The organism is Nocardia sp. NPDC006044, from assembly GCF_042871115.1.
GTDB lineage: Bacteria > Actinomycetota > Actinomycetes > Mycobacteriales > Mycobacteriaceae > Nocardia.
Map to the genome: position 1 here is coordinate 1121566 of NZ_JBIAID010000003.1, position 21646 is coordinate 1143211.

Consider the following 21646-nt stretch of genomic DNA (forward strand, 5'->3'; position numbering starts at 1 on the left):
TATCTGGCAGCACAGACAACCCCTTGCCTCAGTTCCGCTCACGAAAGGCGCTTCTATGCCGCACAAGCCCAGCGTGCTGTTCATCTGCGTGCACAACGCGGGCAGATCGCAGATGGCCGCCGGGTTTCTCAGCGCGCTCGCGGGCGACCGGATCGAGGTCCGGTCGGCGGGCAGCGCGCCGGCCGACGCGCTCAATCCGGTCGTCGTCGCGGCCATGGCCGAGGTCGGCATCGACATCTCGGACCGCACCCCCAAACCGCTAACGATGGACGCGGTGGGCATCTCCGACGTCGTGGTAACCATGGGCTGCGGCGACGCCTGCCCGTTCTTCCCCGGCATCAGCTACCGCGACTGGGTCCTGCCCGACCCGTCCGGCCAAACCATCGACGTAATCCGCCCCACCCGCAACCGCATCCAAATCCTCGTGGAAAACCTCATCGCCGAACTCGTTCCCGCGCTCGCCCGCTGACCTGTTTCGCACCTCCGCTTCGTTCCGCGCACACCGCCGCATCGCCGGTGCGCAGGGCGAACCGGGTGGGCGAAGGTCCGATTCGTTCAAGACCGGCAGGGGCGCGGGTCGTTACGGTTCGGGTATGACTCCACAACTCGACGTCATCGGCATCGTGGTTTCCGATATGCGCGCCTCGGTCGCGTTCTATCGTCGGCTCGGCCTCGATTTCCCGGCCGGCTCGGAGACCGAGCCGCACGCCGAAGCCGCACTGCCGGGCGGTTTCCGGGTAGCCCTCGACACCGAGGCCACCATCAGGTCGTTCCACGCCGACTGGCAGCCCCCGGCCGGCGCGGGCCGCATCGGACTCGCCTTCCGCTGTGCCGATCCCGCAGAGGTCGACTCGGTCTACGCGGCACTCATCGAAGCCGGTTACCACGGTGAGTTGAAACCGTGGGATGCGTTCTGGGGGCAGCGCTATGCCGTGGTCCACGACCCGGACGGTAACGGCGTCGACCTCTACGCGGCGCTGCCCGCCGACTGAACCGACCATCCGCACAGGTGCGCGTTCAACGCGCCCCCGACGGCTCGCGAACGTCCTCGGCGCGAGACCGAGTCAGTACCTGCCCCAACGGCATTCCGGTGAGGTCGCGCACCTCCCGCGCCAGGTGAGCCTGGTCCGCGAAACCGGTGGCGGCCGCGGTGTCGGCGAACGACATCCCGCGCCGCGCCGCCGCCAGCGCGCGTTGCATGCGCAGCACCCGCGCCAAGGTCTTGGGTCCGTACCCGAACGCGGCCAGCGAACGCCGATGCAACAGCCGCGCATTGAGCCCGGCCGCGGCGGCCGTCGCGCCCACCGACCAGCCCGCGTCCAACGCCGTCACCACCCGGCGCAGCACCGGATCGGGCGGTGCCACCTCTGCGGCTCGCCGCATCGCGATCCGCTCCAGGACCGACACCGGATCGCCGGCCTCGCCGAGTTCCTCGCTCAGCCGCCGCACCGTTGCCGACGACCACACGTCGGCCAGTGCGATCCGCTGATCCCGCAACGCGTCCGCGGGCACCCCGAGCAGCGCGGGCGCCGTCCCGGGAAAGAATCGGATCCCGGCGTACCGCGTCCCGACCGCCGCCGCCGGCCGGAAGGCCCGGGTATCCGGCCCGGCGATCACGAGTTGCCCACCGGCCCACAGCAGATCAATACAGCCGTCCGGCAACACCGGCATTCCGGCGTCCCGTTCGCCCACCGTCCGCGTCCACACGACCGCGCGCTCGAACCGCGACGGCCGCTCCCGGTAGCCGTCACCGCCCGAGGTCTCATCCATATGCCGACGCTACCGTCACCCACCGACACTCTCCAGGGGTTGACCGACCTGGCCCCGGCACCCCCGGGGAACCGCTGCGGCCGACCAACGGCCGGCTCGTCATCGACGGCATCTCGCGTCCATCGATTCGCAAATGTCTCAAAAATAGTGTCTCAAAAATAAGTCTATTTGAGATAGCGATACACCGTAGCCCGGGAAACACCGAGCAGTTGCGCGATGTCCGCGACGCCGCGCTGTTCCACTTCGTGCAGGTGACGCGCCCGTGCGACGAGCTCCGGGGTCATGGCGACGGGACGCCCGCGCTGCCCGGTCGCCGGCGCGGGATCGACGGACAGCAGCCGCCGCACGCCTTCGAGCACCTCGGCCCGCAATTCCTCGACCGGCGCCTCGGCATACAGCACGACCGGATCGCTCAGCCCGGCGATCGCCTGGCTCGCCCGCACCCGTTCGGCAAAGGTCGCGTTCGGCCCGGCGACCAGCAGATTCGCCCGCATCATCGTGTCCCGGAAACGATCGAAAATGCTTCCGGGAGCGGCCAGTGCGAGGTCGTTGACGTTGAGTCGAAGCAGGTAGCGATAGGCGATGAACGTCTCCAGCAACCCGTGGATCACCCGGGGCCGCGCCTCGCACGGATCGGGGTGGCCGGCCTCGGCGACGGTCGACTCCATGGCCGTGAGCAGCGGTTCCGCCAGCCCGGCGAGGATGTCGTACTTGCTCGGATAGTGGTACAGCACGCCGGCCTTGCTGATGCCGAGCTGCTCCGCGATCGCGCGCACCGAGGTGCGGTGATAGCCGTGCGCGGCGAACAAGGCCAGCGCCACCTCGAGGATCCGCGCCTGGGTACTCGACGCCGTTTCGTCACTCACGGCTCGATCCTACCGCTTGACTGACCGTCGGTCAGTCATCTACTTTCAGAACTGACCATCGGTCAGTACCGATCCCGAGGAGGCCACCGTGCCGAACAACTCCCGCGTACTCATCTCCGGCGCAGGCATCGCCGGTCCCGCCCTCGCCTTCTGGCTGGCCCGCAACGGCTTTCAGCCCACGGTCGTCGAGCGGACCCCCGCCCTGCGCGACGGCGGCAACGGCGTCGACATCCGCGGCGACTCCGTGCGCATCGCTACCGAAATGGGCATCCTGCCCGCACTGCGCGAACGGGCGACCGACATCCGCGACCTGGCCTTCGTCGACGCCGCCGGCCGCCGCGTGGCCGGTCTGCCGACCAGCACGTTCAACGCCGACGGCGACATCGAGATCATGCGCGGCGACCTGGCCCGGGTGCTCTACGACGCCACCGCCGAGGACGTCGACTACACGTTCGGTGATTCGATCGCCACCCTCACCGAGCGCCCCGACGGCGTGGACGTCACCTTCGACAGCGGCGGGCAGGCCGAGTTCGACCTGGTGATCGGCGCCGACGGATTGCATTCGCGGGTCCGCGATCTCGCGGTCCGCGCCGAGGCCGACGCGCTGCACCATCTCGGCATCTACTTCGCCACCGCCCGCGTCGACGCCGCGCTCGGCCGCCCGCGTTCGGTGGTCCTCTACAACACGCCGGGCAAGGTCGCCGGCGTCTACCGCTCGGGCAACCACGACCTGGCGACCGCGTTCTTCGCCTTCCGCGAGCCCAGGGTGCTGGACATCGACCATCGCGACCAAGAGGCACAGAAGTCGTTGCTGCGCGGCTACTTCGACAATCCGGCGTGGCAGGTGCCCGCGCTGCTGGACCAGGCGAGCGCCGACGAGGGGTTCTATCTCGACGCGGTCAGCCAGGTCCGGATGCCGACCTGGTCGAACGGCCGGGTCGCCCTGGTCGGCGACGCGGGCTACTGCGCGACGCTGCTGTCCGGTGCGGGCGCCGCCCTCGCGCTGGAGGGAGCGCACCTGCTCGCCGGTGAGCTGGCCGCGGCCGGCGGTGACCACCGGGTCGCGTTCACCCGCTACCAGGACAGGTTGCGCCCCACCGTGCTGAAGCGTCAGCGTTCGGTCCGCGCCAGCAGCGCGATGCTGATTCCCGCCGCGGGCAGCCACATCTGGTTACGCAACAAGCTGACCCGCCTGTCGGTCCTGCAATCCATGGCCGCCCGGTTCTACCGCCCGACTCCGGCCGCGGCCGCGTGACCGACCCGACCCGGCACGGCACGGCACGGCACGGCACGGCACGGCACGGAAGCTCAGCGCGGGGCCGGCATCGGCAGCACCCCACGCGGGACCACACGCACGAACGCGTCGGGATGCGCGGCCGCGATTTTCGAGTCGGGGTCTTTGCAACCGACCGTGACATCGCCGACCGGGGCGGCGGAAAACGTCCACACCGTCATCCAGTCCTTGCCATTCACCGATTCGGTCTTTTTCACATCCGAGGAGCGCAGATCTTCGTTCCGGCCGGAACTGTCGACCACCGTGCAGCGCAGCTCATTTGCCGCCGCTCCCCACTCCGCGGGCACCCGGATATCCATCACCGCATCGGCCGGCACCGCGACTTTTTTGGTCTCGCCGAGCGCGATCCGCACGCCGCCGCCGGTTTCGCTGTCGTCGCCCGCGGCGGGCGTGGTCTCTTCCGAACTGGAGGTCCCCGGATTACTCGACGAGGACGATCCGCTGCTTGCGGACTTGTCGTCGGAACATCCGGACACGACCACCGCGACCAGCGCCGGACCCACCAGCCAGATCAATTTCACAGCTCAAACCCTCTCGTCGCGCCCCACTTACCAGGCGATTGATACGGATCAGCGATCGAACTGCGGGGTGCGCCTCATGACCACGTGCACGCCGCCGACAGACAGAGCATGACAACTTCGGAGTCGAATGGAGACTACACGCGCCCGAAATCGCCGATTTATTCAGTAATTTGCCGGAGTAATGTTGGCTCGTTCGTTGTCACCATTACTCCACGGAGACTCGTCTGATGACTTCACCTGTCGCGTTCAACGCGGTCGAAATTTCCCTGCCGGACGGCACCGCCGACGCCTACTTCGCCCATCCCGCCGATGACGCGGCGCATCCGGGCCTGCTGTTCTATCCGGACGCGCTCGGCCTGCGACCGTGGTTGCGCGAGATGGTGGAAACCATTGCCGGGCACGGATTCGCCGTGCTCGCGCCGAACTTCTTCTACCGCTCCGGCCGCGCCCCGGTGGTGCCGCTGCCCGATTTCAGCGAACCGGACGCGATGGGCGCCTTCTTCACCGCCCTCGCCCCGGTGCGGGAGGCACTCACTCCCGACAAGGCGATGCAGGACGCGCACGGCTATCTGGCGTGGCTCTCCGCCAACGAGTTGGTAACACCCGGCGCGCTGGCGACGACCGGCTACTGCATGGGCGGCCGGCTCGCCCTGCGCACCGCGGCGACCTTCGGCGACCAGATCGCCGCGGCGGCCAGTTTCCACGGCGGCTACCTCGCGGCCGACGACCGCCCGGACAGCCCGCACCACACCGCGGCCGACATCACCGCCGAACTGTTCGTCGCGCACGCCGACCACGACGGATCCATGCCGCCCGAGGACATCACCCGGCTCGAGCAGGCGCTGGACAAGGCGGGCGTGCGGCATACCTCGGTCGTCTATCCGGACGCTCCGCACGGTTTCACCATGCAGGATCTGCCCGCGTATCGCCCGGACGCGTATCAGCGCCACCTGGACGATCTCCTGGCGCTGCTGGGTCGGTCCTTCCGGCCGGAATAAAGGCCCTATCATCCGATGTTCCGCTGGAGTCGGCATCGACTCCCGCCGCGGGATCGCCTTGCGCCCGTCACGCGACCGACCGGACGGTTTCCAGGGGGTCGTTGCCGCTGGAACCGCCGGTTCCGCATAGTGTTGTGAGTAGGCGATCACGGGAGGACCACATGGCGATGCTGTTGTGGATGGCGGAACGTGACAACGGGGCGGAGTATCGGCGTGAGTGACGAACGGGGAACGGCGGCGGCCGCACAGCGCTACTCACCCTTCACCGGGTACCGCCAGGCCGCGCTCACGACCACCTCGTCGACCCGCCCGGTCTTCATCGGCGTCGCGCTGGTCGTCAGCGTGCTGCTGGTGTACGCGGCTCACCCCGCGGCGAAGAACGGCGCCGACCACGCGTGGTTCATGGGGATCGCGGTGGCGGGCGTCTTCGTCGCCCGCGGGCTGCACCTGCGCCGGCCGATCACCTTGGCGCACTTCGCGGTCGCCGTCCTGGTCCTCGCGATCGCCAGCCTCGCCTACCGCGCCGAGCATCCCGGCATCGGTTTCGTGCTGCTCGCCTCCAGCGGATTCATCATGGTGCTGCCGCAATCGAGCCGGCCGCAGCCCGAACAGCTCTATCGGGTAGCCGAATTGGTCGGCCGGACCGAGCTGGACCCGCTGGCGCCGTTCGCCCTGCACTCCGCGAAAACCTACTTCTTCAATGGCGATTCGACCGCGGGCATCGGCTACCGCACCCGCTTCGGCATCGCCGTGGTGGCGGGCGATCCGATCGGCGACCGCGCGGCGTTCCCCGAATTGCTCACGGAGTTCTCCGAATTCGCGATCAACCAGGGCTGGCGGGTCGCGGTGCTCGGCGCCAGCCCCGAACTGGCCGAGCTGTGGCGGCGCCGCGCGCTCGATCATCGCGGGCTGCACGCCGTCCCGATCGGCCGCGACGTGGTGATCGATGTGGACGAGTTCACCATGGTCGGCCGGCACTTCCGTAACCTGCGCCAGGCGGTCAGCCGCACCCGCAACTTCGGCGTCACCACCGAGATCGTGGACGAGTCCGCGCTCACCGACCAGCAGCGCGACGAACTGCTCGCCATCGTCGACTCGTGGGGCCACGGCAGGCAGACCCGCGGCTTCTCCATGATCCTGGACCACCTGCTCGACGGGCGGAACCCGAACATGCTGGTCGTGATGGCCAGGGACGAGCACGGAACGCTGGCCGGCTTCCAGCGCTACGGCGTGTCCAACCGCGGCCGCGAGCTCAGCCTCGACGTGCCGTGGCGGCGCAAGGACGCGCCGAACGGCCTGGACGAGCGGATGATCATCGACCTGGTCGACTACGCCCGCGAGCACGACATCCACCGGATCTCGCTGGCCTTCGCGCCGTTCCCCGAGCTGTTCGCCGACAAGGAGAAGTCGCGCACGGCGAAGCTGATCTATGTCGCTGTGCACCTGGGTGATCCGCTGATCCGGCTGGAATCGCTGTACCGGTTCCTGCGCAAGTTCCACGCGCTGACCGATCAGCGGTTCGTGCTGATCCGCTGGCGCGAGGTGATCATCGCCGCCGCCGCGCTGCTTACCCTGGAGTTCGCCCCGCACCGCCGCGAACACTGAGGAAGCCGATGGAACTGACCCACAGCGATATCAAGGCCGCCGCCGAACGGGTGGCGGGCCGGGTCCGGCCCATCGCCCTCGCACCCGATGACGACGGGCAGCGGTGGTTCGCGCTGGAGTTCCTGCAGCACACCGGCAGCTTCAAAGCCCGAGGCGCACTGAACTTCCTGCTCACGCACCGGGAGAACGGCACGCTGCCGGACGCGGGCGTGACCATCGCCTCCGGCGGCAATGCCGGACTGGCCTGCGCCTGGGCCGCGCGCAGTCAGGGCGTGCGGGCCACGGTATTCCTGCCTGCCACCGCGCCGAAGGTGAAGGTGGACCGGCTGCACTCCTATGGCGCCGAGGTCACGCTGATCGGCACTCAGTATGCCGACGCGCTCGCGGCCAGTCGCGAATTCGCCGCCGCCACCGGCGCTCTGCTCTCCCACGCCTACGACAATCCGCTGATCGCCGCGGGCGCGGGCACGCTGATGACGGAGATCCGAGCGCAACTGCCCGACCTGGACACCGTGGTGGTCGCCGTCGGCGGCGGCGGGTTGTTCGCCGGAATAGCCACCGCCGCACAGCACTACGGTGTCCGGACGGTCGCGGTGGAGCCCACGCGGTGCCGGGCGCTCAACGCGTCGATCGAGGCCGGTGAGCTGGTCGACGTGGACATCGATTCGGTCGCCGCGGACTCCCTCGGCGCCCGCCGGGCCACCGAATTGGCGCTCTACGCCGCACAGAACTACCACGTCACCTCGGTGCTGGTCGACGACGCCGACATCGTCGCCGCCCGCCGGGCCCTCTGGGAGGACCGGCGCGTCGCCGTCGAATACGGTGCCGCCACAGCGCTTGCCGCATTGCGCGGCGGGGCCGGCCCGCCGGCTTTCCGCCCGGAGCCCGGCGAGAAGGTCTGCGTCGTGGTGTGCGGCGCGAATACCGATCCGGCCGATCTCACCACCTGATCCCCGGCGAACGCCATCGAGCGGAGTTACGCTCGTATCCGTCTTCGATCCCGACGGAAGCACTTCCATGGCGCTCGCATCCCGCATGGTTCCTCTCGGCACACCGGCACCGGACTTCACGCTGCCCGATCTGGATCACCGGTCGCATTCGCGCGCCGACTTCGCCGGCGGGCCGGGCCTGCTCGTGGTCTTCGCGTCCAATCACTGCCCGTACGTCAAGCATGTCGAGGCGGCGCTGGGCGAACTCGTCGACTCGCTTTCCATTCCGACGGTGGCCATCTGCTCCAACGACATCGTCAGCTATCCCGACGACGCCCCGATCCGGCTGCGCGACCAAGCCATTCGCGCCGGCTGGACGTTTCCCTACCTGGTCGACGAGTCCCAGGAAGCAGGCCACGCCTTCCAGGCCGCGTGCACTCCGGACTTCTTCCTCTACGACGCGTCCCTCGCCCTCGCCTATCGGGGCGCGTTCGACGAATCGACTCCGGGCAACGGAAAACCGTTGACCGGCAACGACTTGCGCGCCGCGATCGCGGCGGTCCTGGACGGCGAGCCGGTACCCGAGCCGCACCGGCCGAGCATGGGCTGCTCGATCAAATGGCACACGGACTGAATCGGCGCACGACAATCGGTGCAGGCTCGGCGAGAATAAACGCCGGACTCGACCGGCCAACGAAAGGGGTGGGGCGTTGGCAACCATCGTCCTCGTGCACGGAATCGCCCAGGAGCAGGCCGCAGCCGACACCCTGGAGGCGCAATGGCTGCCGGCGCTGGCCGGCGGAGTGCGCAACCATGGCGACGGCGAACTCGCTGATCGCTTGTGGCGCAACGGTTTACCGGGCGAGATCTCGACCAGGATGGCGTTCTACGGCAACCAGTTCCTGGCCGAGGGCGCGCAGGGCACCGCGATCGGCGACCTGGACGAGGAGCAACTCGAACTCATGGAGCAGCTCGCCGAGCAGTGGTTGGCGACCGCGGCCGAGTTCGCGAGCGACCAGCGCGACCGCGCCACTGCCCAGCGGCTGAGCGCCGTGCCACCGCCGGAGGCCAAGGCGCAGGGGGCGAAAGCCGCACTGCGCCCGGCCCTCAACGCGCTGATCCGGCTGCGCTGGTTCGCTCCGACCGGCATCGGACTCGCGGAGAAGTTCGTCGTACGGGCCCTGTCCCAGGTCACCCGCTACTTCACCGATCCGGCCATCCGCGAGTACGCGCAGCAGCAGGTGCTCGCCCACGTCGGCCCGGAGACCAGGCTCATCGTCGCGCACTCGCTCGGCTCGGTGGTCGCCTACGAGGCGCTGCACCGGGTCGACCAGGAGGTGACCCTGCTGACCATGGGCTCGCCGCTCGGCCTGCGCACGGTCATCTACGACCGGCTCCGCCCGAAACCGTCCACCGTGCCCAAATCCGTTGCCGGCTGGCACAACCTGGTCGACCGCGACGACCTGGTCGCCGCCCACCTCGACCTCGCCCCGTACTTCCCGCCGTTCCCCGGTGCGGACATCGCCCCGATCACCGAGGAGCCACTGGACAACGGCGCGAGCCCGCACGACTCCACGAACTACCTGACAAAGGCGATCACCGGCGGCATCGTCGCCAAAGCCCTGGCCACCTAACGATTTCGGCGACCGGCGAAGGCCGCCGCGAACCGAAAGCAGAAAGCCCTGCGCGATCTACTACAGGCCATGGTCGAGGATTGAGTGCTTGAATTAGACATACGTACGCACGTATTGTTTGTTTCATGACCGTGGCAATCCCCACCACCGAAGAAACCGATCCGTTCTGCCTGCCGCCGCTCGAGGCCGCGGCACTGATCTACGACGCCCCCTGGCGTCGATTCGCCGTGATCGGCGACAGCCTGTCCGCCGGCACCGGCGATCCGAGCCCCGGCTACGCCACCCTCGGCTGGAGCGGTCGCGTGGCCGACGTCCTGCGCCGGGTGCACCCCGGCTTCGCGTATCTCAACACCGCGGAGGTCGGTGCCACGACCCCGGAAACCCTTCGGCGCCAATCCGATCGAATGCTGGCGTTCGCGCCCGACCTGCTGCACCTACCGTCCGGCGCGAACGACATCGTTCGCCGCACGCCGGATTTCGGTGAAATCGAACGGGGTATGCGCGACATGTACCGCATGGCGGCGGACACGGGCGCCAGGCTGACCGCCTTCACCCTCGGCAAAGCCTATGTCGTGCCGGTCTTTCCGGATTGGCGCGACCGCGTCCGCCGGGTCAACGACCTGACCCGCCGGCTTGCGGCGGACTTCGACGCCGCGGTGGTCGACATGTGGGACCACCCGCTCAACGAACGCCCGAACCTGTTGAGCGCGGACGGTATTCACTTCGCCACCGCCGGACAGGCGGTCCTCGCCACCGAGTACGTCAAGCGGCTCGCGCACCTGCTCGCCCCCGCGGCGCGGGCCGTCCAGGACGGCCCGCGGTCGGACTACTGATCTTTGGCCAGTGCGGCTTTCGCCGTCTCGTAGTCGCCGGTCGGCGCCGCGTCGTCCTTGGTGTAGACGAGGTGCAGCACGCCGGTGCTGAACGTCTCCGAGGAGAGCAGCCGCAACGGCAGCGTCGAGTCGCTCTCGTCGAACAACCGCAGGCCCTTGCCGACCGTGATCGGATGCACCAGCATATGCAGCTCGTCCAGCAGCCCCGCCCGCAGCAGCTGGCGGACGACGGACACCGACCCGCTCATGCCGATATCGCCGCCGGGCTCGTCCTTCAGCGCGGTCACCGCCTCGACCAGATCACCCTTCAGCACCTCGGAGTTGCGCCAGGGCAGGTCCAGGTCCTGATGCGTGACGACGATCTTGCGGGCGTCGCCCATCGACTTGGCCATGCCCGCGTCCTCGCCGCCCGCGGTTTCCCGGTCCGGCCAGGCCGCCGCGAAACCTTCGTAGGTCACCCGGCCGAGCAGCAGCGTGTCGGCGGTCCCCAGCTGCGCGGAGACCGCCGCACCCATCTCCTCGTTGAAGTACGGGAAGTGCCAGTCCTGCGGGTCGGCGACCACGCCGTCGAGCGCCACGAACATGCCTGCGGTGATTTTCCTCATCGTCCATCTCCTGGATCAGTAGTGCCGGTATTGCCTGATCTGACGGAGCGGTACCCGGAAAATCATCGGTGCCGCGGATCAGACCCGTTCAGCCTCCACCACCCAGATCGGCAGCAGCATCGAACCCTCCGCATCGAATTCGAGCTTCGCCCCGCTGCGATCCATCACCGCTTTGAACTCCGGCGACGGCTTGATCGCGGTCAGCTTGTCGTTGCGCAGCTCGGTCAGGTTCCAGTCCGGCGCGCGGAACGTGGCGCGCAGCTCGTCCTCGCCAATCGAGTACGGGGCATACGTGTCGCTGAAATCGGCTTCGGAGAAACAGAATTGGATCAATCGCGCACCCGGCCGCATCACCCGGACCAGCGCGGCCACGTGCGCTTTGCGCTGTTCCGGGTCGAGGCAATGCGCGAGGGCGCTGCTGACGACGGTGTCGAACCGGCCGTCGTAACCGGTCAGCACGGTCGCGTCCGCGACGGCGAACGACGCGGTGACGCCGCTGTCGGCAGCCTTGGCCCTGGCCTTCTCGATCGCCGTCGGCGCGAAGTCCAAGCCGGTCACCCGGTAACCGAGGCCGGCCAGATAGATCGTGGTATCCCCTGGGCCGCAACCGATGTCGAGCACGTCGCCGGTGATCCGGCCGGCCTGCTCGAACTCGACGAGCAGCGGTTGCGGCCTGCCGATCTCCCACGGCAGCCGGTCCATGACCAGGCCCTCGACGATCGTGCCGCCCTGATAGGCCTGTTCGAAATCAATGCTTGTCGGGTCGATCGCGGGTGTTCCGTCTTTGTCAGTCATCACTAACCTGTCCCTCGCCTCGATGGTGGATCGGGAATTCGACGGATGAAGTCTATCCAGAAACGGAGTAAGTGTCTCCGGTTTGACGTGACATGCTTCCGGCCCGATTCAGCCGCCGACGGCGGACCCGTGGAAGGCCGCGCGGTAGCTGTGCGGGCTGGTGCCGACCACCCGCTTGAACCGGTCCCGAAACGCGGTCGGCGAACCGAAACCGACCTGTCCGGCGATCCGGTCCACCGGGTGCGCGGTGGACTCGAGCAGGTACTGCGCCTGCCGGATCCGCGCGCGCAACAGCCATTGCAGCGGTGTGGTTCCGGTCTGTTCGCGAAAGCGGCGGTTGAGCGTGCGGGTGCTCATCCCGGCCTGCGCGGCGATGTCGTCGAGGGTCAGGTCCTTCGCGAAATTGTCTTGCAGCCAACGGGTTACGGGTTCCAGCACCGACCCGCGCGGGGTCGGCGGCTGGTCGTGCACGATGAATTGCGCCTGTCCCCCTTCACGTTCCAGTGGCACGACGGACAACCGGGCGGCGTCGGCAGCCACGGACGAACCGTGGTCGCGGCGAATCAGGTGCAGGCACAGGTCGATTCCGGCGGCAGCGCCCGCCGAGGTGAGCAGTTGGCCGTTGTCCACGTAGAGCACGTCCGGGTCGACCTCGATGGCCGGATAGCGGGCCGCGAACTCGCCGGCGGCGGCCCAGTGCGTGGTCGCGCGGTGCCCGTCCAGCAGGCCGGTGTCGGCGAGGACGAACGCGCCGACGCAGATCGACGCGATGCGGGTGCCGCGGGCGGCCGCCTGCCGCAGCGCGACCAAGACCTCCTCCGGCACCGGCAGCGTCAGATCGGCGCGCCCGGGCACGATGATCGTGTCCGCGTCGGCCAGCCCGGTCAGGTCGAACGGCGGCTGCAAGGTGAACGCCCCGGCATCCACCGTCGGCGAGACACCGCAGACCCGCACCCGGTATGCGGCCCGGCCGTCGGGCAGCCGCGCCGCGCCGAACACATCGATGGGTGTGGTCAGATCCGACGGGATGACCTTGTCCAGCGCGAGCACGGCCACGACATGCATGACGCCAGGATAGGCGGCCGCCGGATTCAAGCCAAGCCCGTTGAACTGCGCATATGAGGCAGGTCACCAGGCCAGAGCGGTTGGCCAGAATCGACCGGTGTGTGGCAGTTTCGCCTATTTCTCACCGGTCGATCGGCCGCTAGCCTCGCCGCTGTGACGAAGTTTCTGCTGTCGGTCCATGTGCTGGCCGTGATCCTCGCCGTGGGGCCGGTGACGGTCGCGGCGAGCATGTTCCCGCCGACCACCCGCCGGGCCCTGGCCGAGCCCGGCAGCGAACCCGCCGTGCTGAGCACCCTGCATCGCATCTGCCGCGTCTACGCCTACCTCGGGATCCTCGTCCCGGTCTTCGGCGCGCTCACCGCACTCAGCCTCGGCGTGCTCACCGACACCTGGCTCGTCGTCGCGATCGGCCTGACCGCGGCCGCGGCCGGCGTGCTCGCGCTGCTGATCCTGCCCGGCCAGCACAAGATTCTCGCCGACCTGCCCGGCGCGACGCCGACGCTGATCCGCCGACTCGGCATGGACACAGGCATTTTCAACGTGCTGTGGGTCGTGGTCACCGTGCTGATGATCGTCCGGCCCGGTTCGACCACCGGGGCCTGATCACTCCGGGGCGGCCATGTGCCGGATCGTCTCGCCGCCCTTGGCATGGTGCAGCCGGCCGAACTTGCTGTCGAGCAGATGGGCCATGCTGTCGGCCGCACCGCGCACCGCCTCTTCCAGCGATGCCCCGCGATGGGTGGCCGCTACCGGATGCTGTCCGGCAGGCCGGGCCTCCAGCACACACTGTTTGTCTTCCGGCCCGCCCTTGTCGCCGTTCTGGTCGGTCAGGTGGGCCTCGACCCGCGTCAGCTGTTCGCTGAAACGGTCGAGCACCGAGGCGATCTCGGCTTCTGCCCACCGCATCAGGTCCTCGCCGCCGTGGATGCCGCTTCCGGTATTGATCTGGATCTGCACAGCTTTCTCCATTCCGTTAGGTGGCGAACTCCACGAAACCGACACTACCTGCGCGGTCCGCGTGGCCGAGGTCATAGACGGAAGGCCCGGCCCGCGTCGGACCGGGCCTGCACCGCCGCTGTTCAGGCGCGACGGCCCCGATTACGGGCCACGATGCTCAGCGCGATCAGCGGCCCGACCACGGCGATCATCAGCACCGGCGACAGCCATGCCATGGTGTGGATCGGCAGTTGGTAGGCCAGCACGACCCGGATGGTGGCCTCGAACACCAGGCCCGCGCCCCACATCACGGTCAGCACGGTGAAGGCGCGGCGCTTCGCCGGATCGGTGCGGTAGGCGGTCTCGAGTTCGGCGACCCGAGCCGGACCGCCCGCGCTGACCGCCTTGCGCGCCACCAGGTAGGTCAGCGGCTTGCCGATCATGGCGCTGATCAGGAACGCGAGCCCGATCAGCACCGTCGCCGCGGAATCCTTGGCGATCATCATCCGCGGGTCGCCGCTGATCAGCGACGTAACCAGGCCGAAGACGAAGCCGCCCAGGATGATCGCCGACATCAGCTCCAGCCGCCGGGACCGGATCGCCTGCCCGATCACCATCAGCGCCGAGAGCACGGTGCCGGCGAGCAGCCCGGCGAAGTCGCTGTAACCGAGCGCGTGCAGGACGAAGTACGCGCCGACCGGGACGGCGATATCGCGGGCGATCGACGCCACCCAGGTGTACTGCCTGACCGTCGATTCGACCGGCAGGTCGACCTTGCTGTTATCGGATGCGGTGATGCTCATCGGGTGCTCCTCGTCGGCGTATTCTGCGGTGCGCTACGAGAATTGACGCTACGGAGACCGGCGGGCGCGCAGATCTGTCAACCATCACGACTCCGGCATGACACATGTCATGCCGGCTACCGGCCGGCGCCGCGGAGCGGCAGGTGCGCGTCAGTGCCCGCGGTCAATCCCACAGCGCCGCAACTACAGTCTGGTAATCGCACGGCGCGAGGGTCGACCGCCCGGTCGCCAGCAGCCACCGCTCGACCGCGCGATCGCCGTCGGTGCGGAACGTGCGTTCGGCGCCGCGCGCGATCTCGATGACCCCGCGCTGGACCCGCACGGTCTCCTCGTCCGACAGCTGTGCGACGAAACCTTTGTAGGCACTGTCGTTTTCGGCTTCGCTCGGGTTCGCGCGCGGTGCCGCGGCGATCAATCCGTGTAGCTGCGCCTCGTCCCCCGGCGCCAGTAGCCACTTCGGATTGGGCTGGTCGGAATGGATGTCGAGCTCGACCTTGATCATGACCGTCCCCCTGCCGAGAATGCGCCGCGGCCAAGAGCGGCGTACGCCGTCCCGAGCGGAATGTCCGACCTCACTGCCCCTCCTCACGGGCCGCTGAATGGGGTGATGGTAGCCCCGCTCCGCCGCACCCACCACTCGGCGAAACAAATTCTGACCAGGCAATTCCGACTGCCCTGTTCGCTCCTACGATGAGGTGTGCGCAACCACATCGGCCGCCCCGGATTCCTCCGCGAACTGCGGCTCGACTCGAACGCCGTTGACATGGACGAATATCCGTTCAACCTGCCGGCCGTGACCCAGCTCGCGCGTGCCGGCGGCCTCGCGCTGTCGCCGGGCGTCACCTTTCTGGTCGGCGAGAACGGCAGCGGGAAGTCCACTCTCGTGGAGGCGCTGGCGGTCGCCATCGGGATGAATCCGGAGGGCGGTAGCCAGAACTACCGCTTCAGCACCAGGTCCACCGAGTCCGTTCTCGGCAAGCACCTGGTGGTCAAGTGGGGTATCAGCAAGCCGCGCAGCCGATTCTTCCTGCGCGCCGAGTCGTACTACAACGTCGCCACCGAAACCGAGGAGCTCGGACCGGAGCAATTGGCGGTGTTCGGCGGGGTCTCGCCGCACGCACGCTCGCACGGCGAATCGTTCATGGACCTGATGCGGCTGCGATTCTTCCCGAACGGGCTGTACCTGCTGGACGAGCCAGAGGCGGCCCTGTCACCACGCGGCTGCATGACCGTGCTGGCGCTACTGGCGGACCTGACCGCCCAGGGCTGCCAGTTCGTGGTGGCAACCCACTCCCCGATCCTGCTCGCGCTGCCCGGCGCGACCATCTACGAGATCGCCGAGGACGGCGACATCGGCGAGGTCACCTACGACCAGGCGCTACCGGTCCGGCTGACCAGGGATTTCCTCGCTGAACCGGACCGCTATCTGCGCCATCTGGTGGACGAGTAGCCGCGCTCAGCCGCCGAAGACGTTGCAGCCGTAGCCCAGGTGCACACCGTTGCCGACCCGCAGATCGACGCTCGCCACCACGGTGTCATCGGGTGCCTGCACCGCGCTGATCGTGTGCAATCCTTGCGTCGCGGGCACCCAATCCACCAGCGCGACGCCGCCGGACGGTTTCACCAGTGCGAACGGAATCCCGTTGTCGTAGAACACCACCGGCTGCACCACATCGGTCAGCTTCGCTTTCGCCTGATAGGTGCAACCGGTCCCATAATTGGTCGCGGACCCGAAATTGATCCCCGGCGACATTCCGACCTGCGTCACCGTCGCGCCCGCTCCCGGCATGGCACACGCCGCCGCGGCCCCCACCATTCCCGCGACAACCCCGACTCGCATCCAGATGATTCTCTCCGTCATGAATTGGTCCTCAGTCCTGGGCGCCGGAGCACCACGCACCGGCGAGATACCTTGCATCCTCACTCGCCGAACGGCTCGACGTGACACAAACCGCCGAATGTTTCAGATCATGTCGCGGATGTCGTCGGCGATACCGGGCAGTGGCGCCTCCGCACCGATGGAAGCGAACCAGTCCCAGAGTTCGAGTGCGTGGTAGAGGCGATAGAGCGTCGATCGCGCGGGCCAGTCCGCCGGGAGGCAGCCATATCCTTCCGCGAGGGCGGTTCGCTGTACCGGGTCGCGGCGCGCGGAGTAGTAATCGGTCTTGGCCAGATCCAGGAGTGGGTCACCGGCGAGCGCGTTCTCCACGTCGATGAAGCCCGTCATCCTCCAGTTGCCCGCAACGCGTTCGACGAGCACATTTCCTTCGTGAAAGTCGTTGTGGCACAACACCGGATATTCACAGCGACCGAGTAATTCGATCCGTTTCGCTACATAGGCGCCGACACCGGCATGCAGTGCCGGGTCACCACCGAGTTGGTCGAATTCGGCGAGCTTTTTGGTGAACTGCCGCGTCATATACGCGGTGTTATCCGGCTCCGGATCGAGTACTCGCGTTGTCAAATAGCCGTAAGCGTCCTGCCGAATCCGGTGGATCATCGCGAGCGTAGCGCCCAACTGCCGGTAGATGCGGGCGACTTGCGCATGGTCCAGCTCCGCGCTGATCTGTGAAAGCGGCCGTCCCGGCAGCATCGTCATCACGGTGAACGCGTGACCGAGCACGCTGACATCCGGCTCGACCAGCAAGATCGCCGGCACCGGACCGGCCTCGTCGGCGCGTAGCCGGCGGTACACGAAGACCTCTTTTGCCTGCTTCCAGCGCCATTGCTCGGCGTACACCTTCACGATCACCGACTGAGCGGGTTCCGCGCAGCACACCTCATAGACGGAACTCAACTGCCCGCCCGTTCGCGGGCGGACCCCGAGCACCACGACGTCCGGCCACAGCCGGCGGAGGATCTCGGTAGCTTGTTCCAGCCCGACCACACAGCTGACCGTAGACCCGCAGGCCGGCCCGGTCGACCGAGTTTCGCTGCGGCCACGCACCTTTGAGATCCGCCGGAGCCGGTGTGCGGGAGGTCAGGACCCGCTGCGACGCCGCGGCATGGACGGCGGATCACCGGATGCGCCGACACACGGCGCCGACTCGGGCGGGAAAGCGGGTATACGCTCGATTGATGACCAGTTCCGCGCCGTCCGAGCCGATCACCGTCTACTGGCGTTGGGGCTGCCCGTTCTGCCTGCGGCTCGGCGCGCGACTGCGGCTGGCGCGTATTCCGTTCCGCCGGGTCGACATTCGCGACCCGAAGGCGGCGGCCGAGGTGCGGGCGATCACCGGCGGGGACGAGGTCACGCCAACGGTGCTCGCGAACGGACACGAACTGGTGAATCCGAGCCTCGGCGAGATCCGCGCCGCGCTGGCCGGACCGCCCCGGATGGAATAGCGGCGACCATTTCAGACCGCGATCGGTCGGCGAACAATTCGCGCTTCACTAACCTATTCGTTGCCAGGACAGTTCTGGATGGGTGTAATTTCCGGTCATTTCCGATCATTGCGCGCACTTGCGTAAACAGCTCCTGAACTGGCATTTTGCCGAGCCGAACGCCGTGCGCTAACCTTTGCGCGATCCATCGGGTTCCGACGTTCAGGCATGCGGCCGCCGCGCATCGCCTGCCCGTGCAGCCGGCGATTCCGCCCTGCGATCGGGCACCGGACAATGCGATGGACGCTGTTGGAAAAGTTCTCCTAAGCATTGCCCAGAGCCTGCTTCGAACATTTCACACCGGCAGCTTCTGCCGAGAATCCATGACGCGCGGGTAGCTCCTGGCTCGGCCACCGGCGTCGCCGAAACAGCAATGGGAGGTAGCGTTTCTATGCGTACATCGAAGGTCCTGGTCGGCAGCGCGATGGCGATTGCCGCGGCAATGCAGATCGGCGTGGGCGGGACGGCTTCGGCTGCCGAACCAGAGTCGCTCTCCGTCGCCGCCGCAGCTGTCGACGGCAAAGGAAACCTGCTGGTCGACGTCCTTTACACCTGCAACGAAGGGCCTAAGCGCAAAGGGCTGACCGTCGTAGTCGAAGGCGAGGCCACAAAAGACAAGAACGGCAAGGAAACCCCTGGAGTCTCCGGCATGGGCCAGGCGCCGTCCGACGATGAGCCGGGCGAAGCCGCGGACAAGGCACTGAAGTGCGACGGGAGCGAGCAGCGGCGGACGGTCACCGTCATGCCGGACGAGGAGGGCACCAAGTTCCCCAAGCCCGGAAAGGGCACCGTGACGGTGGCGTTCAAGAACGACATCCAGTTCAATACGAAACACAGTGGGTTGCAGTGGATCAGCGAGCCCGTGGACTGCGATGACCCTGCCCATGAGGACGAGTGTGACTAGGACTGACACCGCACCCTGACCGTGCGTCTCGACTCACATGAACGATGACTCCTTGGTCAGGCCGAGCGATTCGTCACCGCCGGTGATGATCGGCTGACAGTTGCCGATACCTATCGCACCGGTGGAATCGGTGACCCGGACCACGGTGTCGCGGATCTGATGTAAGCGGCGGGCGGATTCGTAGGTGGAGCAGTCCTCGATCCGCTCGCCGTCTACGTGCAGTCCGGGTCCGAGCCAAGAACCGTGGTGGCGCCCTTCGAAGCCGAAGTACAGCCCGGCGCCGAGGTGAAAGCCGGTGTCCGACAGGGCTTCCACCTTCAGTACTCGCTCGGCGCCGTCTTCGGATGTCGCGTGGATATCGCCCCCGCGCAATCGCCGATTGTCCGGGTCGAAGGACAGCTCGGGCACCAGGTCCTTCCACTTCTCGAACCGCCCGTCCGGGTGCTCGACCCCGCCCATCACCGTCTTGCTGAAAAACCCGTCCATCTGCACGATTTGGTAGTGCAGGTGCAGTCCGTACCGCGACCCGTCCGGGCGCGTCATCAGGATCGGCGCCCAGATCATCCGGAACGACACCTCCGGCGGCAGATCCATCGACTCCACATCGCCGAGCGGCACCCCGACGTCGTAACGCACACCCCATGAGTGATCCCTGGTCGACACCCAGTCCTGGAACGTGGTCCGCACCCCGTCTATGCTGACCCACCCTGAGGCAGTGCCGATTTGGTGATAGCGCACCAGATCCGACATCACCCGATAGCCGCGCCGCATGTGCGTGCGATCCTCGAGCTGCGCAGGCAATGCCGCGTCGAAGGTCCACTCGAAAGCCACCGGCTGGCAGTCGTTTTCCGCCAGGCTGAAGCGAATCTTCTGTAGCGGCTCTACGATCTCGTACCGAATCGGCCCCACCGACAATGCTTCCGGCGTGGGCATCAGCGTCCGGCTCCCGCGCACCGTCACCTGCTCGACGCCCCGCGAGACCCCCGCGTACCCGTCGAGCACGTTGCGATTCTTGTACTGCCCCAACCCGAATCCCAGCTGCACCGACCCGTCCGGCGCGCAGGCCATCGCGCATACCTTCTCGGTCCACGCCAGGTCACTGGTGCCGACCGTCGCGACGGTATCGACAATCTGGTGGTTAAAGCCTTCGTCAGCGGCCCCGAGCGGCCCAATCGGATTCACACCGCCCGTCGTAACACGCGCCTCGAACCCCCGTCGACCACCCATCCCACCCACCGGTCGCCGCGCGAACGCGGGCGGTGGTCAGCGGCGGCGCAGGCGGGCGCGCGGGACCTGGCCGTCGGCGGCCGGTGGTCCTTGCCGTTGGCTGGCGAGGGCCAGCATGGCCAACCCGGCGTCACGAATCAGCATGTCGAGATCGTCGACCAGTGCGGTGATGGTCTCGCGGACCTGAGGCTGCGCGACGGGGTCGAGGCCATCGAGCACCTGGTGCAGTTGCAGGCCCACGTCGAACAGGTGCCGGACCAGACGATCACTGGCCTCCGCGAATTCCGCACTGCTATCGGGCGTTTCGGGAGACGGGCCGACAGCTCGGTGCGGGAGGCGGACCCGGGTGGAACTGCCGGTGTAGCCGAGCCGAGTGGAATACGGCATGTGGTCCTCCTCAACGAAAACGTGACTCGACGCCACCCCAGAGCCACGCTTCGGGACCCGCGGCGTTGCTTAATTTTACGGATACTCGGGCATTTCTCGCCATCGGTGTCCATGCCCCGAAACCGATCCGCGGCAGGTGGGACAATGGGGACATGCCCGCCCACCGCGCAAGCGAGACGCGTGAGCTGTCGGTAGAGGATTCCTTGGACCTGCTGCACACCGTCCGATTCGGCCGTATCGCGTTCTCGCGGCATGCTTTACCCACGATTCGCCCGGTCCGGCACACCGTCGTGAACGGCCGCATCGTGATCGCCGCCGACCAGGCGATGATCCGTACGCTGCACCGCCAGGTCGTCGCCTACGAGGTCGACACGATCGATCACCACACCAGCCTCGGCCGGTGCGTGATCATCACCGGCATCGCCGACACCGTCACCGACCGGCAGGAACTCGCGCACTACCAGGTCCACCTCCAGTCCGAGCCCACGGACCATCCGCTGATCGTGATCGATCCGGACATCATCACCGGCATCGAATACATCGGCAGCAACGGCGCCTGAGCTAATACGTCGTCCCCCTTCGCCGGATAAACGGGCGTCCACTTCGACCTCGACCAGCCAGCGAGCGGCCATTTGTCTGCCGTGGGCGAACATGGGCCTGATCAGCTCCCCGAGATGTAAGACTCGTCGGCATGGCAGCAGAAGAGGATCGCGTCGTAGTCGATCTCGATGCGCACCGGCGTAGCGAGCCGCGCCGGAGCCGGGCCGAGGCGCCCGAGCACCGCCCGGTCGCGCCGGTCTCCCCGCTGCTGCGTTCTGTCTACGGCGAGGTCCTGCGCGACGAACGCCGAGACCAGGACCGCACGCTGGCCGAGGTCGCGGCTGCGGTCGGCATGTCCAAGCAGTACCTGTCCGAGATCGAGCGGGGGCGCAAGGAAGCGTCCTCGGAGATGCTGCATTCGATCTGCGGAGCGCTGGACCTGCCGGTCGAGTCGCTGCTGTTCCGCGGCGCTCGGCGACTGGGTGCCCTGCGGCAACTGCGCCGCCGCCCGGTCGCCGAGGCACGCCTGCACCTGCTGGCGGCCTAGCCG

The 21646-nt window shown here is 67.7% G+C and carries 28 protein-coding genes; 15 read left to right on the top strand and 13 right to left on the bottom strand.

Annotation, left to right across the window (positions count from 1 at the left end; translation table 11 throughout):
• The first annotated feature begins 55 nt into the window (after positions 1–55).
• The gene (locus ACFYO1_RS29695; RefSeq protein WP_387237717.1) at positions 56–469 is read left to right on the top strand and encodes an arsenate reductase ArsC; all 414 of its coding nucleotides are present in this window, start codon (positions 56–58) and stop codon (positions 467–469) included.
• Positions 470–593: 124 nt separating this feature from the next.
• A complete protein-coding gene (locus ACFYO1_RS29700) occupies positions 594–992 on the top strand; it encodes a VOC family protein (protein ID WP_387237720.1) in 399 nt (132 codons plus the stop codon).
• A 25-nt stretch (positions 993–1017) separates the two neighbouring features.
• On the opposite strand, the gene ACFYO1_RS29705 is transcribed toward ACFYO1_RS29700, so the two are convergent.
• The gene (locus ACFYO1_RS29705) at positions 1018–1770 is read right to left on the bottom strand and encodes a helix-turn-helix domain-containing protein (RefSeq protein WP_387237727.1); all 753 of its coding nucleotides are present in this window, start codon (positions 1768–1770) and stop codon (positions 1018–1020) included.
• Between the two features lie 164 nt (positions 1771–1934).
• A complete protein-coding gene (locus tag ACFYO1_RS29710; protein ID WP_387237730.1) occupies positions 1935–2636 on the bottom strand; it encodes a TetR family transcriptional regulator in 702 nt (233 codons plus the stop codon).
• Between the two features lie 88 nt (positions 2637–2724).
• Here ACFYO1_RS29710 and ACFYO1_RS29715 point away from each other — a divergent pair, with 88 nt between their 5' ends.
• Positions 2725–3891, top strand: a complete 1167-nt coding sequence (locus tag ACFYO1_RS29715) for an FAD-dependent monooxygenase (protein WP_387237734.1) — start codon at positions 2725–2727, stop codon at positions 3889–3891.
• Between the two features lie 53 nt (positions 3892–3944).
• Here ACFYO1_RS29715 and ACFYO1_RS29720 read toward each other — a convergent pair whose 3' ends face one another.
• Positions 3945–4451, bottom strand: a complete 507-nt coding sequence (locus ACFYO1_RS29720) for a hypothetical protein (protein WP_387237737.1) — start codon at positions 4449–4451, stop codon at positions 3945–3947.
• Between the two features lie 227 nt (positions 4452–4678).
• Between ACFYO1_RS29720 and ACFYO1_RS29725 the strand changes: the two genes are divergently transcribed.
• From ACFYO1_RS29725 to ACFYO1_RS29750, 6 genes are all read left to right on the top strand, one after another.
• On the top strand, positions 4679–5449 hold the full coding sequence (locus ACFYO1_RS29725; RefSeq protein ID WP_387237740.1) for a dienelactone hydrolase family protein: 771 nt from the start codon (positions 4679–4681) through the stop codon (positions 5447–5449).
• Positions 5450–5662: 213 nt separating this feature from the next.
• On the top strand, positions 5663–7054 hold the full coding sequence (locus tag ACFYO1_RS29730) for a bifunctional lysylphosphatidylglycerol flippase/synthetase MprF (protein ID WP_387237743.1): 1392 nt from the start codon (positions 5663–5665) through the stop codon (positions 7052–7054).
• 8 nt (positions 7055–7062) lie between these two features.
• Entirely contained in the window at positions 7063–8004 is a 942-nt protein-coding gene (locus ACFYO1_RS29735) for a threonine/serine dehydratase (RefSeq protein ID WP_387237746.1), read from the top strand.
• Positions 8005–8071: 67 nt separating this feature from the next.
• Positions 8072–8617: a thioredoxin family protein gene (locus ACFYO1_RS29740; RefSeq protein WP_387237749.1), complete on the top strand. Its 546-nt coding sequence runs from the start codon at positions 8072–8074 to the stop codon at positions 8615–8617.
• A 76-nt stretch (positions 8618–8693) separates the two neighbouring features.
• Positions 8694–9617, top strand: coding sequence for a hypothetical protein (locus tag ACFYO1_RS29745; RefSeq protein ID WP_387237752.1), 924 nt, complete (start codon positions 8694–8696; stop codon positions 9615–9617).
• A gap of 125 nt (positions 9618–9742) precedes the next feature.
• Complete coding sequence (locus ACFYO1_RS29750; protein WP_387237755.1) at positions 9743–10450, top strand: SGNH/GDSL hydrolase family protein; 708 nt, start codon at positions 9743–9745, stop codon at positions 10448–10450.
• Here ACFYO1_RS29750 and ACFYO1_RS29755 read toward each other — a convergent pair.
• From ACFYO1_RS29755 to ACFYO1_RS29765, 3 genes are all read right to left on the bottom strand, one after another.
• Complete coding sequence (locus ACFYO1_RS29755) at positions 10444–11055, bottom strand: dihydrofolate reductase family protein (RefSeq protein ID WP_387237758.1); 612 nt, start codon at positions 11053–11055, stop codon at positions 10444–10446. The genes ACFYO1_RS29750 and ACFYO1_RS29755 overlap by 7 nt on opposite strands.
• Before the next feature lie 78 nt (positions 11056–11133).
• Entirely contained in the window at positions 11134–11850 is a 717-nt protein-coding gene (locus ACFYO1_RS29760) for a class I SAM-dependent methyltransferase (RefSeq protein ID WP_387237761.1), read from the bottom strand.
• A 108-nt stretch (positions 11851–11958) separates the two neighbouring features.
• The gene (locus tag ACFYO1_RS29765; RefSeq protein ID WP_387237764.1) at positions 11959–12915 is read right to left on the bottom strand and encodes a GlxA family transcriptional regulator; all 957 of its coding nucleotides are present in this window, start codon (positions 12913–12915) and stop codon (positions 11959–11961) included.
• Positions 12916–13068: 153 nt separating this feature from the next.
• On the opposite strand from ACFYO1_RS29765, the gene ACFYO1_RS29770 reads away from it, so the two are divergent.
• Positions 13069–13518, top strand: coding sequence for a hypothetical protein (locus tag ACFYO1_RS29770; protein WP_387237767.1), 450 nt, complete (start codon positions 13069–13071; stop codon positions 13516–13518).
• On the opposite strand, the gene ACFYO1_RS29775 is transcribed toward ACFYO1_RS29770, so the two are convergent.
• The 3 genes from ACFYO1_RS29775 to ACFYO1_RS29785 all read right to left on the bottom strand — a co-directional run bounded on the left by ACFYO1_RS29775 (position 13519) and on the right by ACFYO1_RS29785 (position 15156).
• Complete coding sequence (locus ACFYO1_RS29775; protein ID WP_387237770.1) at positions 13519–13872, bottom strand: ribosomal subunit interface protein; 354 nt, start codon at positions 13870–13872, stop codon at positions 13519–13521.
• A gap of 122 nt (positions 13873–13994) precedes the next feature.
• Positions 13995–14654: a VC0807 family protein gene (locus ACFYO1_RS29780; protein WP_387237773.1), complete on the bottom strand. Its 660-nt coding sequence runs from the start codon at positions 14652–14654 to the stop codon at positions 13995–13997.
• A gap of 163 nt (positions 14655–14817) precedes the next feature.
• Complete coding sequence (locus ACFYO1_RS29785; RefSeq protein WP_387237776.1) at positions 14818–15156, bottom strand: hypothetical protein; 339 nt, start codon at positions 15154–15156, stop codon at positions 14818–14820.
• Positions 15157–15351: 195 nt separating this feature from the next.
• On the opposite strand from ACFYO1_RS29785, the gene ACFYO1_RS29790 reads away from it, so the two are divergent.
• Entirely contained in the window at positions 15352–16104 is a 753-nt protein-coding gene (locus ACFYO1_RS29790; RefSeq protein ID WP_387237779.1) for an AAA family ATPase, read from the top strand.
• A 6-nt stretch (positions 16105–16110) separates the two neighbouring features.
• Here ACFYO1_RS29790 and ACFYO1_RS29795 read toward each other — a convergent pair whose 3' ends face one another.
• Both ACFYO1_RS29795 and ACFYO1_RS29800 read right to left on the bottom strand, forming a co-directional pair.
• Entirely contained in the window at positions 16111–16515 is a 405-nt protein-coding gene (locus ACFYO1_RS29795; protein ID WP_387237781.1) for a hypothetical protein, read from the bottom strand.
• A 102-nt stretch (positions 16516–16617) separates the two neighbouring features.
• Complete coding sequence (locus ACFYO1_RS29800; RefSeq protein WP_387237784.1) at positions 16618–17541, bottom strand: phosphotransferase family protein; 924 nt, start codon at positions 17539–17541, stop codon at positions 16618–16620.
• Positions 17542–17732: 191 nt separating this feature from the next.
• Between ACFYO1_RS29800 and ACFYO1_RS29805 the strand changes: the two genes are divergently transcribed.
• A complete protein-coding gene (locus ACFYO1_RS29805; RefSeq protein ID WP_387237787.1) occupies positions 17733–17999 on the top strand; it encodes a glutaredoxin family protein in 267 nt (88 codons plus the stop codon).
• A 430-nt stretch (positions 18000–18429) separates the two neighbouring features.
• Positions 18430–18942 carry a hypothetical protein gene (locus ACFYO1_RS29810; RefSeq protein ID WP_387237790.1) on the top strand — a complete coding sequence of 171 codons (513 nt, stop codon included), beginning with the start codon at positions 18430–18432 and terminating at the stop codon, positions 18940–18942.
• A gap of 33 nt (positions 18943–18975) precedes the next feature.
• Here the strand turns inward: ACFYO1_RS29810 and ACFYO1_RS29815 are convergent, their stop codons facing one another.
• On the bottom strand, positions 18976–20124 hold the full coding sequence (locus ACFYO1_RS29815; RefSeq protein ID WP_387237793.1) for a hypothetical protein: 1149 nt from the start codon (positions 20122–20124) through the stop codon (positions 18976–18978).
• Between the two features lie 81 nt (positions 20125–20205).
• Positions 20206–20556 carry a hypothetical protein gene (locus tag ACFYO1_RS29820; RefSeq protein WP_387237796.1) on the bottom strand — a complete coding sequence of 117 codons (351 nt, stop codon included), beginning with the start codon at positions 20554–20556 and terminating at the stop codon, positions 20206–20208.
• Between the two features lie 152 nt (positions 20557–20708).
• On the opposite strand from ACFYO1_RS29820, the gene ACFYO1_RS29825 reads away from it, so the two are divergent.
• Positions 20709–21116 (top strand): pyridoxamine 5'-phosphate oxidase family protein, encoded by a 408-nt coding sequence (locus ACFYO1_RS29825; RefSeq protein WP_387237799.1) that lies wholly within the window; start codon positions 20709–20711, stop codon positions 21114–21116.
• A gap of 131 nt (positions 21117–21247) precedes the next feature.
• Positions 21248–21643, top strand: coding sequence for a helix-turn-helix domain-containing protein (locus tag ACFYO1_RS29830; protein WP_387237802.1), 396 nt, complete (start codon positions 21248–21250; stop codon positions 21641–21643).
• Positions 21644–21646 lie beyond the last annotated feature (3 nt).